The organism is Xanthomonas cissicola, assembly GCF_008801575.1.
Taxonomy (GTDB): Bacteria; Pseudomonadota; Gammaproteobacteria; order Xanthomonadales; family Xanthomonadaceae; genus Xanthomonas; species Xanthomonas cissicola.
This window is the reverse complement of sequence record NZ_VZPL01000022.1, coordinates 1-14,231: the sequence shown is the minus strand read 5'-3', so window position 1 is coordinate 14,231 and position 14,231 is coordinate 1. Positions and strand designations below refer to the sequence as shown.

Here is a 14,231-nt window from a genome sequence, read left to right as displayed (position 1 = left end):
TTGCCGGGTGTGGCCAATGGAACGCCAATATGCGAACTGCATCGCAGTCACACTCTGCAAGGCGCATTTTCGAGATTGATAGGCCGCAAAAAAGCGCGCGATATCGCGAAGTGTTCGCGCAACTGCGGCGTGCGTGTGTCCGCGCTGTCGATTTTGCGTCGTATGGAAGCGTCTGCCGTCAGTGGCATGACGTCATGTCTATGACGCTATGCCGCATTTAGAGCGCCACCCAGGGAGCGTGCATAGGCTGCATCGATCTTTCCCCTGAAAGTACGAGGAAAAGGCGGCCCAATAGCGGAATGCTCAGCCCAGTAGAAAGCGCGCGCTCACGACCGGATAGAAGAGTGATGTGGTGACGATTGCTTGGCCGCGCCCGCACTCGCCTTGACTAGCGCGGTCGTTGCGGAACAACAGCTGAAACACCGGCGTGCAGCCATCAGGCTGGCGCGGCAGGCGCGTAGCATGGACCACGTGGACGTTGTGGTTTCTGCGCCATCCACGTCCACCTGACGACTGCTCGCTAGGCGTGTTGGTCGTGCTTAATCGGTAATCCGGCGCGCACGTGGGCTCAATATCGACATCTGCGGCTTGTCGCGCCCTTGCGCATCCGGTTGCACGTTGAACGGATACGCCCCACTCCACCATGCGCCTGCCGCCCACCAGGACCAGCCCATCCACACATCGCTGTTGGATTCCATGTAGCCCAACATGCCGTTGAGCGCGAGATTGCAGGTGACCGTATTGCCGGTGCCGAATTCGGCGAGAAACCCGCGTTTCTTGTTCAGACGCAGCCACTCGGTGAAGCTGCGCAGCCGTTCGACCCCGACCGTGGCGCTGACGCAACCGCCGCTGGTGCCGCTGGAATCGGCATCCAAATATTGATGCGCTTCGATGGCATAACGATTGAGCGGGTCGCGAATGGATGCCATCGCCACTGCATTGGATTGCCCGGCCACCGTGGAGTACCAGCTATGCGCGCCTGTCCACAACGCACCGGGTACCAGAATCAGATTGGTGGCGCCGGTTTTACGAATGGTGTCGATGGACGCCTGCGCGGCCGTCGCCCACGCTTGCGGATCGATGTCGTAAGGCTCATTCATCAGCCCGAAGATCACGGCGTTGTCGCTCTTGAAGGCGATCGCCAGCCGTCGCCATAGATCGTTGAAGGTGCTGATCGGCACTTTCGTGCTGCCGATGGTGTGGCCGTAATACTTGGCGTAGTTGTGCACATCCACGATCACGTACATTTTGGCCGCCTTGGCGTTGGCGACCGCCTGCCGGATCAACGCCAGCTGGGCCGGGTCCAGCTCGCCCCCCGCCCTTGGCTGCAGACGTTCCCACAGGATCGGCAGGCGCACGGTGTTCATGTGCTTGCCGGCGAAGTAGGCGTATTCATCGGCCGCCGGATAACGGTAGTCGATGTTGAGCACGCCGGGCTTTTGCGAGGATTTGATCTCGGCGCCGGAAAGATTGACGCCTGCATACTTCAGGCCGGTGGCGCTTTGCGCCTGCGCGAGGGGCATGGCGGCCAGCAATAGGAAAGACAGCGCGCGGCAACGCAGCCGGCGCGTACGCGTGGTGAGGGATTTCATGGGGGAACTCCTGGGACTTCTGCGTGCGAGAGACGTGTGCAAGGACGACGTGCCGAGACGGGTATGAGCTCGTTCGATGTACGACAGCAACGCGTCCATCACCAGACTAGGCGTATACGCCCGCACAAACTACGGTTGAGAGGGATCAATCGGCCAAGCTGTGCAGTGACACGCAGTTCTTGTGTTAGAGCGCGCTCGCATGGCCCGAGCGCACCGCACCGTTTGCGCACGCTTCAAACCGGTGGCACGCACCATGACCTGCGCGATGGCGTGCTGCGCATCGCAGGCGAATGCAGCTGCGTTGCGTGCAATGCCTCTGCACTGCAGCGCTTCTCTGTTCATCGCGATGGGCTGCCTGATTGGCAATGCTGTCGTCGGGCAGTGCCAGCCACAGCGGCAGACAGAGCGCAGGTGGCGCGCGCAATCGCGGTGGCGCGATAACGGATGAGATCGCTTGCGCGTCGCCCACGCACTGGTGCGAGCGCGTTACGTCAGCGCGTCGTCGAGACGGCCGCTGTGCACCGCAGCTTGCACAAGTGCAGGGAAGACATGGCAAGCGCTCGATGCCGGGCTGTCGCACGCCATCGAAGAGCGCACATCGGCAATCGGAAACGTTTGAGCTGGCGCGGGATTGCTTCTGCCTTCTGCGCCGCCCACGGCGAGCTAGCGGCGGTCTGCTCTTCTCCGAAGCAGCCTGTCCTCCAACGCGGTGCACCGCAATGGACATAAAAAAGGTGGCCGCAACACTGGTTGCGACCACCTTCTGCCTGCGCCGCTGCTTACTTGCCGGCGCGGCGTGCGTATTTGCTCAGGATCGCCATCTGCGGCTTGTCGCTGCCGTCCTTGCCCGGTTGCACGGTGAAGGGATAGTCCGGCTTCCACCACGCGCCCGCCGCCCACCAGGTCCAGCCCAGCCACACGTCGCTGTTCTTTTCCATGTAGGTCAGCATGCCTTCCAGCGCCTTGTCGCAGACCGGATTGTTGGCCGTGGCGAATTCGCCCAGGAAGCCCTTCTGCTTGTTCTCGCGCAGCCACGAGGTGAAGCCCTGCAGCTTTTCTTGGCCTACCGAATCGCTGGTGCATACCGGCTTGGTGCCGCTGTAGTCCTTATCCAGGTATTGATGCGCTTCGAAGGCAAGGTTGTTACCCGGGTCCTTGAGGATTTCCAGCGCCTTTGCGTTGGAGACGCCGTAGCTGGTGCTACGCCAGCTGTGTGCGCCGGTGTAGGCGGTGCCCGGCACCAGAATCAGATTCTTCGCGCCGGTCTTGCGGATCGCAGTGATCGTCCCCTGCGCGGCATTGGCCCAGTCGGGCGCGGAAATGCCATTGGGCTCGTTCATCAGCCCGAAGATCACCGCCTTGTCGTCCTTGAACTCCAGCGCCAGCCGGCGCCACAGATCGGCCAACGCGCCGGCCGGCACGTCGCTGGTGCCGATGCGCTTGCCGCTGTACGTGACGTAGTTGTGCAGATCCAGGATCAGGTATTGCTTGTTGGCCTTGGCTGCCTCGAGCGACTTCTTGATCAGCCCCAATTGGGCCTGGTCCAGCGGGCCATTGAGCTCGGGCTGCACGCGTTCCCACAGGAACGGCAATCGGATCGTATTCATGCCCTTGCCGGCGAAATAGCTGAAGTCCGAGGCGGCAGGATAGGTGTAGTCCTTGAACAAGGTGCCGGGTTTCTTGCGCGAGTTGAACTCGGCACCGGACAGATTGACGCCAACATACTTCAGGCCGGCGGTTTCCCTCCTGGGGCCGGGCGGCTCCTTGGCCTGGACCAACGGACCGGCGGCGAGCAAGGTCAACGCGAGCGCGGCGATGCGCAAGCGGGGAAAGTGCGGGGGAGTGCGGAACATGGAAGTCTCCTTCGGCATCGACGTGGGCAGCCGCGGGGGAGGGCACGGCCAGCGCAGATGGTGCAGCGCCATCTGCTGCTGCGTGAGCCTATGAGCTCGCACGTTAGCGCGCCATTCACGCGCAAGGTCTGGATTTGACCGCCTGCGAACACGCGCAAGGCGCATAATGCCGCTGCGCTCGCGTTCGCAAGAGACCAGGTAAGACGCACTGTCGCAGGAGTGCGACATCTGCGCGTTTTAAGCTAGCGATCCTTCTTTTCCGTTGTTGGCGCAGCTTGCCGACGACGCAACACCCCGGAGTTTTCCCATGAGCACAGCCCACGCCTACGCTGCCCAGGCCGCCGATCAACCACTTGCCCCATTCGTGTTCGAACGCCGTGCGCCCGGCCCCAACGACGTGCAGATCGACATCGCCTACTGCGGCGTGTGTCACTCGGACCTGCATACCGCACGCAACGAATGGCACAACACGCTGTACCCCTCGGTGCCCGGCCACGAGATCGTCGGCCGCGTCACGGCGGTGGGCAATGCGGTCACCGGCTTCAAGGTCGGCGACCTGGCCGGTGTTGGCTGCATGGTCGACAGCTGCCGCAGTTGCGCCTCCTGCCAGGAAGGCGAAGAACAGTATTGCGAAGCCGGCTTCACCGGCACCTACAACGGGCCGATGTTCGGCGGCGGCGAGAACACCTACGGCGGCTATTCCGACCATATCGTGGTCGACCAGAAGTACGTGCTGCGCATCACCCACAGCGACAACCTGGCCGCGGTGGCGCCGCTGCTGTGCGCCGGCATCACCACCTATTCGCCGCTGGCGCACTGGAAGGTAGGTCCGGGCCAGAAGGTGGGCGTGGTCGGCCTGGGCGGCCTGGGCCATATGGCGGTGAAGATCGCCAAGGCGATGGGCGCTACCGTGGTGCTGTTCACTACCTCCGAAAGCAAGCGCGCCGATGCGCTGCGCCTGGGCGCCAGCGAAGTGGTGATTTCCAAGGACGAAGCGCAGATGGCCGCGCAGTACAACACCCTGGATTTCATCCTCAACACCGTGGCCGCGCCGCACAACCTGGACCCGTTCCTCAACGCGCTCAAGCGCGATGGCGCCATGGTGCTGGTCGGCGTGCCCGAGCAGTCGCACCCGTCGCCGGCGGTGTTCAACCTGGTGATGAAGCGCCGCACGCTGGCCGGCTCGCTGATCGGCGGCATCCGCCAGACCCAGGAAATGCTGGATTTCTGCGCCAAGCACAACATTGTCTCGGACATCGAAACGATCCGCGCCGACCAGATCAACGAGGCCTACGAGCGCATGCTCAAGAGCGACGTGAAGTACCGCTTCGTGATCGATATGGCGACCTTGGATAAGGCGGCTTGATCAAGATTGCATCAAATGTATGAAATGCCACCGCTTGCGTTGTTGTTAGACGCAGGCGGTGGCGCGCGGCAGTTTGTTACCAGCGCAGCTTGATGCGCTTACGGCCAAAGCCTAATGGCGAGTTCTTCACGATCAACGAGGTCTCCCATAAGAGCACCAAACTCTCGCGAGGACTCGCCGTCCGGCATCCACTTGGTGCCGATGTACCGTGCCGAGTCGGCATCAATCTGTCGCCACTCGAGTTTGCTAAGTGATCCGCTTTTTTCTTGCCAGGGGTCTCGATAGTCATCGCCGTTGAATACGACCAAACAATCCACATCCTGCGGCTGTGCTATTTGCGCTATTGCAGCGCGAATAAATGCTTCTGAGCCGAATACAATCAGATCCGTATCCGATTGGTGAGTTGCACGATCGTTAGCGCGAGATCCGATTAGCCAGATCGAGTCTGGCGACGATTGCAAGGAAGTCAGAGCGGAAATGAGCGCTACGGCCTGATCTGGTACCTGCAATCTCATATCTTGTGCACCCACGACGGCTACGCCGCAGCCGGCTCCTTGACCTGCGCTTTGACCCCGAGCAGCTGCACGATGCTTCCCGCCGCATCGCGGCCTTCGGCTACTGCGGTCACCACCAGATCGGCACCGCGCACGCAGTCGCCGCCGGCGAACAGGCGCGGGTTGCTGGTCTGGTAGGGCAGGCGGCCGTTGCCGTCGGACGGGGCGACGATGCGGCCATTGCTGCCGGCGTCCACGCCTTGCGAGGCCAACCAGTCGGGCAGGGTGGGCGAGAAGCCGAAGGCGATGATCACCACGTCCGCTTCCAGCAGCGATTCGCTGCCTTCCACCGGCACCGCATCGCGGCGGCCGCTGGCGTCGGGTTCGCCCAGCTTGGTTTCCACTACGGTCACGCCGATGGCTTCGTCGTCGGCGCCGGATTCGATCGACAGCGGTTGGCGGTTGAACAGGAAGCGCACGCCTTCTTCGCGTGCGTTGGCAACCTCGCGTGCCGAGCCCGGCATGCTGGCTTCGTCGCGGCGATACGCGCAGGTGACCTTGGCCGCGCCCAGACGAATGGCGCTGCGCACGCAGTCCATGCCGGTGTCGCCACCGCCCAGCACCACCACGCGCTTGCCGGTGAGGTCGGGCAGGGCGAGCTGGTCTTCCCAGCCGGCGATCGGCCGGCCGTGCGGGTCGTTGCCGCTGACGATGCGGCTGTTCTGCACCAGGAACGGCAGCGCCGGCAGCACGTTCTTCAAATCCTGCCCGGGCAGGCCGCCGTCGGTGTAGCGATAGGCGCCGGTGCCGAGGAAGACGGCGTCGTACTCGGCCAACAGTTGTTCGATGCTGATGTCGCGGCCGACCTCCACGCCCAGGCGGAACTGCACGCCCATGCCTTCGAGGATCTCGCGCCGCTTGCCGATCACAGACTTGTCCAGCTTGAAGCTGGGGATGCCGAACTGCAGCAGGCCGCCGATCTGCTCATAGCGGTCGTACACCACCGCTTCGATACCGGCGCGCGCCAGGCGGTCCGCACACGCCAGGCCGGCCGGGCCGGCGCCGATCACCGCCACACGGTGGCCGCTGGCCTGCACGTTGCCCAGGTCCGGGCGCCAGCCCATCTTGAAGGCGGTGTCGACGATGTATTTCTCCACCGCACCGATGGTGACCGCGCCGAATTCTTCCAGCGTGCAGCTGCCTTCGCACAGGCGGTCCTGCGGACACACCCGCCCGCACACTTCCGGCAGCGGGTTGGTGGAATGGCACAGCGCGGCGGCCTCGATGATGCGGTCTTCCTGCACCAGCTGCAGCCACTGCGGGATAGCGTTGTGCACCGGGCATTTCCAGCTGCAATACGGATTACCGCAGTCCAGGCAACGGCCGGCCTGGTATTGCGCGTCGGCCTTGTCGAACCTGCTGTACAACTCGCCCCAGTCGCCGGACGTGCGCAGTTCCACCGGAATGCGCGTGGGCATGGTCCGGGGCAGGTCGAGGAATTGGAAGGCTTGTTTGCGGCTCATAAAGAAATCCGTAGCTGATTCCCTTCTCCCGCGTGCGGGAGAAGGTGCCCCGAAGGGGCGGATGAGGGTAATGGCAGGCCACTGCCCTCACTCCCAGCCCCTCGCGCGCGTGCGGGAGAGGGGAGCAAGACTCACGCGGCGCGGCGCAGCGACTCCGTCAGCGACTCGATGCTGGCGGCCTTGGGTTTGACCAGCCAGAACTTGCCGATGTAGTCGCGGAATTCGTCCAGGATCTGCTGCGCCCAGATGCTGCCGGTGAGTTCGCGGTGGCGGCTGATCAAAGTGTGCAGGTGCTGGCGATGGTTCTCGAAACCTTCGGCCGAGACGCGGTGGATGTCGATCAACTCGTGGTTGTAGCGGTCCACGAAGTCGCGCTCGATATCCAGCACGTAGGCCAGCCCGCCGGTGAAGCCGGCGCCGAAGTTCAGGCCGACCTTGCCCAGCACCAGCACCACCCCGTCGGTCATGTATTCGCAGCAGTGGTCGCCAGCGCCTTCCACCACCGCCAGTGCGCCGGAGTTGCGCACCGCAAAGCGCTCGCCGGCGCGGCCGGCGGCGAACAGCTCGCCGCCGGTGGCGCCGTACAGGCAGGTGTTGCCGACGATCGGCGTGTTGCGTGCCTCGAAGCGCGCGCCGCGTGGCGGACGCACCACCAGGCGGCCGCCGGCCATGCCCTTGCCGACGTAGTCGTTGGCTTCGCCTTCCAGTTCCAGCTGCAGGCCACCGGCGTTGAACGCGCCAAAGCTCTGCCCGGCAGTGCCGCGGAAGCGCAAGTTCAGTGGCGCATCGCTCATGCCGTGGTTGCCGTGCGCGCGCGCAATCGCGCCGGACAGGCGCGCGCCGATCGAGCGGTCGGTGTTGTGGATCAGGAAGCGATGGTCGCCGCCGCTCTTGTTGGCGATCGCATCGGCCAGCAAGCCGTCCATCTGCGTAGCCAGGCTGTCTGGCGATTCGTACAGGCGCTGGGCGGCGCAGTGGCTGCCGTCGTACTGCGCATGGGTGAGCAGGCGCGAGAGGTCGACCTTGACGCCCGGGCGCGGCGAGACGTCCAGCTGTTCCAGCAGGTCGGTGCGGCCGACGATCTCGTCCAGCGAGCGCACGCCCAGATACGACAGCCACTGGCGCACCTCTTCGGCCAGCAGGCGGAAGAAGTGCTCCACCCGTTCCGGCAGGCCGGTGAAATAGCCGGCGCGCAGGCGCTCGTCCTGGGTGGCCACGCCGGTGGCGCAGTTGTTGAGGTGGCAGATGCGCAGGTATTTGCAGCCCAGCACGATCATCGGTGCGGTGCCGAAGCCGAAACTGTCGGCACCGAGCAGCGCGGCCTTGACCACGTCCAGGCCGGTCTTCAGGCCGCCATCGGTCTGCAGGATGGTGCGCTCGCGCAGGTCGTTGGCCACCAATGCCTGGTGCGACTCGGCCACGCCCAGTTCCCACGGCACGCCGGCATAGCGGATCGAGCTGACCGGGCTGGCACCGGTGCCGCCGTCATGGCCGGACACGGTGATCAGATCGGCGCCAGCCTTGACCACGCCGGCGGCAATCGTGCCGACGCCGGCATGCGCCACCAGCTTCACCGACACCAGCGCGGTCGGGTTGACCTGCTTGAGGTCGTAGATCAGCTGGGCCAGGTCTTCGATCGAATAGATGTCGTGATGCGGTGGCGGGCTGATCAGGCCGATGCCGGGCTTGGCGTAGCGCAGCCGGGCGATCAGCTCGTTGACCTTGTGGCCGGGCAGCTGGCCGCCTTCGCCGGGCTTGGCGCCCTGGGCGACCTTGATCTGCAGCACTTCGGCGTTGACCAGATATTCCGGAGTCACGCCGAAGCGGCCGGAGGCCACCTGCTTGATCTTGGAGCGCTTCTCGGTGCCATAGCGGGCCGGGTCTTCGCCGCCTTCGCCGGAATTGCTGCGCCCGCCCAGGCGGTTCATCGCGATCGCCAGCGCTTCGTGCGCTTCCGGCGACAACGCGCCCAGGCTGATGGCGGCGCTGTCGAACCGCCGCAGGACGTCTTCGGCCGGTGCCACGTCATCTAGCGGAGTGGGGGTGTGGGCGCGCTTGAGCTGCACCAGGTCGCGCAGCGTGGAGGCCGGGCGCGCATGCACCGCGGCCACGTATTTCTGCCAGTCGCCGGCATCGCCGGTACGGGTGGCACGCTGCAGCGTCATGACCACGTCGGGGTTGTACATGTGGTACTCGCCGCCGTGCACGTACTTGAGCAGGCCGCCCACCTCCGGCTTGAGCTGGTCGTTCCAGGCACGCACGGTCAGCTCGCGCGCCTCGGTGTCCAGCCGCGCCAGGTCCACGCCGCCGATGCGCGCCGGGGTGTCGGCAAAGCACAGGTCCACCACGTCCGGGTCCAGCCCGACGATCTCGAACAGCTGCGCGCCGCGGTAGCTGGCGATGGTGCAGATGCCCATCTTGGAGATGATCTTGGACAGGCCCTTGTAGATGCCCTTGCGGTAGCGGCGGCCGATCTGCGACTGCTCACCGCCCTTGCTCAGCTGCAGGATGCCGCGCCGGCCCAGGTCGAACAGGGTCTGGTAGGCCAGGTACGGGTACACCGCGGTGGCGCCGACGCCGAGCAGGCAGGCCATGTGGTGCGGGTCGCGCGCGGTGCCGGTCTCGATGATCAGGTTGACGTCGCAGCGCAGGCCCACCTTGCACAGGTGGTGATGCACCGCGCCGGTGGCCAGCAGCGCATGCGCCATCGGCCGGTCCGGCACCGGGTAGCGGTCGGACAGCAGCAGCATCACCGCACCGGCGCGCGCTGCGGCTTCCACCTCCTGGCAGATGCGTTCCAGCCCGGCCTTGAGGCCTTCTTCCAGGCTGTAGGACAGGTCGATCAGGCGGTTGCGCTCGACGTATTGCTCCATCTTCAGCAGCTGGCGCAGTTTGCGCTGGCTGAGCACCGGCGAATTGAGGATGACGTGGTTCACCGTCTCCGCACCGGCGTGGAAGATATTGGTCTCCCTGCCGAGCTGTGTGGTGAGCGACATCGCGATGCCTTCGCGCAGCGGGTCGATCGGCGGGTTGGTGACCTGCGCGAACGCCTGGCGGAAGTAGTCGTACAAAGGCCGGGTCTGGCGGCTGAGCACCGCCATCGGGGTGTCGTCGCCCATCGAGCCGGTGGCTTCCTGCTCGGTTTCTGCCAGCGGGCGCAGCACCTGTTCCACTTCCTCGGTGCTGAGCTGGAACAGCTTGTGATAGCTGCGCAGGGTCTGCTCGCTGAAGGGCTCCTCCACCAGCGAGGGGTCGATCAATTCGGTCTGCAGATAGGTCACGCCCTGCTGCAGCCATTGCTTGTACGGGGCGCGCGCACGGTTGATGCGGTCGATGGCATCGGAATCGAGCAGGTCGCCGCGCTTGAGGTCGATCGCCATCATCTCGCCCGGGCCCAGCTTGCCCTTGCGGGTGATACGCTCGGCCGGCAGCTCCCACACGCCGGCTTCGGAGGCCACCAGGAAGTGGCGGTCGGAGGTCAGCATCCAGCGTGCCGGGCGCAGGCCGTTGCGGTCGAGCATGCAGGCCGCGTAGCGGCTGTCGCAGGCGACGATGCCGGCCGGGCCGTCCCACGGTTCGGTGTTGAGGCCGTAGAACTCGTAGAACGCGGCCAGATCGGCGTCCTTAAACTCCAGCGATTGAGTGGCCGGCGGCACCAGGATGCGCAGCGCCTGCAGCAGGTCCATGCCACCGGCGATCAGCAACTCCAGCATGTTGTCCAGGCTCTGCGAATCGGAGCCGTGCATGGAGATCACCGGATCGAACTGCGCGATGTCGAAGCGCGGGGTCTGCCATACCTTGCTGCGCGCCTGCGCCCAGCGCCGGTTGCCTTCGATGGTGTTGATTTCCCCGTTGTGCGCGAGCAGCCGGAACGGATGCGCCAGCGGCCAGCGCGGCAGCGTGTTGGTGGAAAAACGCTGGTGGAAGACAATTGCGCTGGAGGACAGATCGCTGCGCTGCAGGTCCGGGTAGAACGTGCTTAGCTTGTCCGGCAGCACCATGCCCTTGTAGCTGATGCCGTTGGGCGAGAGGGTGGTGACGTAGAAATGTTCGACCGCATGCAGCGCCTGCTCGGCGCGCCGGCGTGCCAGGAACAGCGCCAGGGTGAAGCCGTCTTCGGTCTGTTCGGCACCGGCATCGACAAAGACCTGTTCGATGCGCGGCAAGGTATCGCGTGCCAGCTGGCCGCACACGCTGTCATCGGTGGGCACCACGCGCCAGCCGCGGAAGTGCACGCCGGCGCTGTGCAGCTGCGCTTCCAGTTCGGCCCGACATCGCGCAGCATCGGCTTCGTCCAGCGGCAGGAACACCACACCGGCTGCGTAGCGCGTGCCCAGGGTGATGCCGGCATCGCGCGCCAGCCCGCGCAAGAACGCATCGGGTTTGCGAATCAGCAGGCCGCAGCCATCGCCAGTGAGCCCGTCGGCGGCGACACCGCCGCGGTGGGTCATGCGCGAGAGCGCCGCAATCGCGGTATCCACCAGCGCGCGGGAAGGTTGGTCGTCCAACTGGGCGACCATGCCAAAACCACAGGCGTCGCGCTCGTCGCGCACGCTGTTGTAGAGACCGTCGTCGTTGAGCCCTTGGCGAGTGCGGGGGGCCATGTCTGCCTCTTTGCGATCTTAGGAGAGCGGCGACGACGTTGCAGCGCTCGATCCGTGGAGCGTTCGAAGAGGTCACCGGATGATCGACTAGACCACAGTTGATGCGGTGCCGCAATACACCGTTACAGCTGCAACGAGAAACACTGCAATCCCTTGTGCCAGAAGGCTTGGCGCCGGTCTTGCGACAGGCGCCAACGCCGTCTCAGCCGCAGCGCACCGAGCTGATCACGTTCTTGGCGTCCACTTCCAGATTGAGCCGTTCGCCATTGAATTCCATGGTGGTCATCTGGCCGGGCTTGAGTACACGCACCGACTTGGCGCCGGCGTCGCTGCGTGCCTGTTCGCCCACCGCATCGGTCAACGGCTGGCCCACCAGCGATTGCACCTGGGTGGCATCGCAGCTGCCGATCGGCGGCGCTTCCGGCGCTGCATCCGGTGCGGGCGCAGAGGCTTGTTCGGCCGCGTGCTGGGCCTTGGCGGTGACGGCTTCCTGCTCATCGGGTTGCGGTTTGTTGCAGGCAGTCAATGCAGTCAGCACAACCAGGGTGCAAGCCAGGCGGGCAATAGGCAGGACAGCGCGCATCGATGACTCCAGCAAAGGGGGACGCGCAAGCATAAGCACAAAGTCACGCGACGGGCATGGCTTGCGCACACGGCGTTGTCGCTGCGTTGACGCAGCCTAGTCTTGCTGCACCCAACAATCGCGGCCAGTCCTTCGACCTGTGCGCAATGAAAGCAAAACGTGTTCTTCGCAATGCCACAGTGGCCGCCAGTACTGCCGGCAAGCTCGCGGCGGTCGCCACCGGCGCGGCTGTCGCCACAGCCGCCGTGGCAAGCGCGGCAGCGGTGGCGCAGGCCAAGGCGACCGCGCGTGCGGCCGGGCTGACCTATGTCAACGATCAACAGCCCGGCATCAGCCGCCGCAAGGCCGGCAAGAGCTTCAGTTACCGCGATGCCGACGGGCAACGCATTGCCGATGCCGAGACCTTGCAGCGCATCCGTTCGCTGGCGATTCCGCCGGCCTATACCGAAGTGTGGATCTGCGCCAAGCCCAATGGCCATCTGCAGGCCACCGGGCGCGATGCGCGGCGGCGCAAGCAATACCGCTATCACGCCGACTGGGCGCAGGTGCGTGGCGAAGGCAAGTTCGAACGCGTGATCGCCTTCGGTACCGCGCTGCCCAAACTGCGGCGGCGGTTGCGTCGCGATCTGCTGCTGCCGGGATTTCCACGCGAAAAGGTGCTGGCGATCGTGGTGGCGTTGCTGGCCGACACCCTGGTGCGCGTCGGCAATGCCGAATACGCGCGCAGCAATCGCTCGTACGGACTGACCACACTGCGCAACCGGCACATGGAATTCTGAAAGGCGGACGCGCGCGGCTGAAGTTCCGCGGCAAGAGCGGCCAGGACCACGATATCGAAGTGGACGACAAGCAGCTGGTCAAACTGATCCGGCAATGCCAGCAGCTGCCGGGGCAATCGCTGTTCCAGTACCGCGACGACGATGGCCAGTTGCAGCCGGTGGATTCGGGTGAGGTCAACGACTATCTACGCGAGGCGATGGGCCAAGACTTCACCGCCAAGGATTTCCGCACCTGGGGCGGCACCTTGGCTGCATTGCAGCGGCTGGCACGCCTGCCATTGCCCGAGCGTAGCAGCGAACGCGCGTTGACGCAGGTGCAGAACGATGTCATCCGTGAGGTAGCCGATGCCTTGGGCAACACGCCCTCGGTGTGTCGCAAGGCCTACATCGACCCATGCGTCTTCGAAGGCTGGCGTGCGGGCCAGCTGCAGGCCATGGCCACCGGTGTGCGTGGCGAGCGCCAGTGGGAAGCGGCCACGCTGAGGTTCTTGAGCGCTTCGCGTAGCAAGCTCAAGGCACAGGCAAAGCCGGCGTCGAAGCGGAAGTCCGCATAGAAGCGGAATCCGTAGAATTGCCGTCAACGACCACTGCGCTTGCCAGCAGATGAGCGCTGCCGCTGCTCGGTGCGATGTACTGCGCACGCCGCGCTGCCGGCGGTCCACGCCCGCCGGCGATCGCTCGATATCGTTGTCAGTCAATGCAACGGCAGACCCGTGAGCCGGAAATCCGCAATGCTTTCCCGAATCCCGAGTCGCAACAATCAACCGCAATAGATCGCCGTGATGCTGTTGTTCGGGCCGGTTTCGATGGTGAGCTGATCGCCGCCGCTTTCGCTGGCGCCCTGGGCCGGATCGGCCAGGCCGCTGGCGGTGGTGCCACCGGTTGCGCGCTCGCCGCGACGGACGATGACCGTCTGGCTGTCGCTATCCACGCGCGCACGTTCGATTGTCTGCGCGGCTGCCGCCAGACCTACCGCACCACGCACCTTGTCGCTATGGCACTGGCCGGAGATGGCGCCGTCGATGGGCTGTATCTGCGCGACCTGGTTGGAGGCACAGGCCGACAACAACGCAGCGGCAGCGAGTGGGGCGAGGATACGGATCATCGGGAATCTCCAGGGCAAGAATGCCGCAAGCGTGAAGGTGGCGTTGTCGGGATGGCATGAAGATGCTGCGCCACAGCCTTTCAGAAACAGACATCGCCGCTAGGGCCTGTTAACACTAATGGCCCGAGCGATTAAACTATTGGGCATGGAGATCACGCCAGCACAATTTTCTCTGATCGAACACTGCCTGCCGGCGCAGCGCGGCAATGTCAGCATGACCAACCTGCAAGTGGTCAACGCCATCCTTTACGTTGCCGAGCATGGCTGCAAATGGCGCGGCCTACCCAAGCGCTTTGGCAACTGGCATACGGTCTACACACGCATGAACCGTT

General features: G+C 64.7%; 9 protein-coding genes, 1 other RNA gene and 2 pseudogenes. 4 read left to right on the top strand and 8 right to left on the bottom strand.

Translation table 11 applies throughout. The annotated features are described in order from the left end of the window. Positions 1 to 462 precede the first annotated feature (462 nt). Positions 463 to 535: non-coding RNA, sX9 sRNA (locus F7R02_RS11415), on the top strand. Positions 536 to 539: 4 nt separating this feature from the next. Here F7R02_RS11415 and F7R02_RS11410 read toward each other — a convergent pair. The 3 genes and pseudogenes from F7R02_RS11410 to F7R02_RS11400 all read right to left on the bottom strand — a co-directional run bounded on the left by F7R02_RS11410 (position 540) and on the right by F7R02_RS11400 (position 3,445). Continuing rightward, a complete protein-coding gene (locus F7R02_RS11410; RefSeq protein ID WP_003482146.1) occupies positions 540 to 1,592 on the bottom strand; it encodes a glycoside hydrolase family 5 protein in 1,053 nt (350 codons plus the stop codon). Between the two features lie 129 nt (positions 1,593 to 1,721). After that, positions 1,722 to 2,065 (bottom strand): annotated as a pseudogene (locus F7R02_RS27520) (hypothetical protein). Positions 2,066 to 2,371: 306 nt separating this feature from the next. Further along, positions 2,372 to 3,445, bottom strand: a complete 1,074-nt coding sequence (locus tag F7R02_RS11400; protein WP_078589032.1) for a glycoside hydrolase family 5 protein — start codon at positions 3,443 to 3,445, stop codon at positions 2,372 to 2,374. A gap of 307 nt (positions 3,446 to 3,752) precedes the next feature. On the opposite strand from F7R02_RS11400, the gene F7R02_RS11390 reads away from it, so the two are divergent. Next, a complete protein-coding gene (locus F7R02_RS11390; protein WP_003482139.1) occupies positions 3,753 to 4,811 on the top strand; it encodes an NAD(P)-dependent alcohol dehydrogenase in 1,059 nt (352 codons plus the stop codon). A 98-nt stretch (positions 4,812 to 4,909) separates the two neighbouring features. Here F7R02_RS11390 and F7R02_RS11385 read toward each other — a convergent pair whose 3' ends face one another. The 4 genes from F7R02_RS11385 to F7R02_RS11370 all read right to left on the bottom strand — a co-directional run bounded on the left by F7R02_RS11385 (position 4,910) and on the right by F7R02_RS11370 (position 12,015). Next, the gene (locus F7R02_RS11385; RefSeq protein ID WP_139370868.1) at positions 4,910 to 5,341 is read right to left on the bottom strand and encodes a nucleotidyltransferase domain-containing protein; all 432 of its coding nucleotides are present in this window, start codon (positions 5,339 to 5,341) and stop codon (positions 4,910 to 4,912) included. Between the two features lie 5 nt (positions 5,342 to 5,346). After that, positions 5,347 to 6,828, bottom strand: a complete 1,482-nt coding sequence (locus F7R02_RS11380) for an FAD-dependent oxidoreductase (RefSeq protein WP_078589028.1) — start codon at positions 6,826 to 6,828, stop codon at positions 5,347 to 5,349. A gap of 131 nt (positions 6,829 to 6,959) precedes the next feature. Continuing rightward, the gene (gene gltB / locus F7R02_RS11375; protein WP_078589026.1) at positions 6,960 to 11,432 is read right to left on the bottom strand and encodes a glutamate synthase large subunit; all 4,473 of its coding nucleotides are present in this window, start codon (positions 11,430 to 11,432) and stop codon (positions 6,960 to 6,962) included. Positions 11,433 to 11,634: 202 nt separating this feature from the next. After that, positions 11,635 to 12,015, bottom strand: a complete 381-nt coding sequence (locus tag F7R02_RS11370) for an I78 family peptidase inhibitor (protein WP_003482133.1) — start codon at positions 12,013 to 12,015, stop codon at positions 11,635 to 11,637. Positions 12,016 to 12,071: 56 nt separating this feature from the next. Between F7R02_RS11370 and F7R02_RS11365 the strand changes: the two are divergent. Further along, positions 12,072 to 13,348: pseudogene (locus tag F7R02_RS11365) on the top strand (DNA topoisomerase IB). 206 nt (positions 13,349 to 13,554) lie between these two features. Here the strand turns inward: F7R02_RS11365 and F7R02_RS11360 are convergent. Next, positions 13,555 to 13,899, bottom strand: coding sequence for a hypothetical protein (locus F7R02_RS11360; protein ID WP_003482129.1), 345 nt, complete (start codon positions 13,897 to 13,899; stop codon positions 13,555 to 13,557). Positions 13,900 to 14,044: 145 nt separating this feature from the next. Between F7R02_RS11360 and F7R02_RS11355 the strand changes: the two genes are divergently transcribed. Further along, on the top strand, positions 14,045 to 14,231 hold a 187-nt coding region (locus F7R02_RS11355), incomplete at its 3' end, for a transposase (RefSeq protein WP_151210039.1).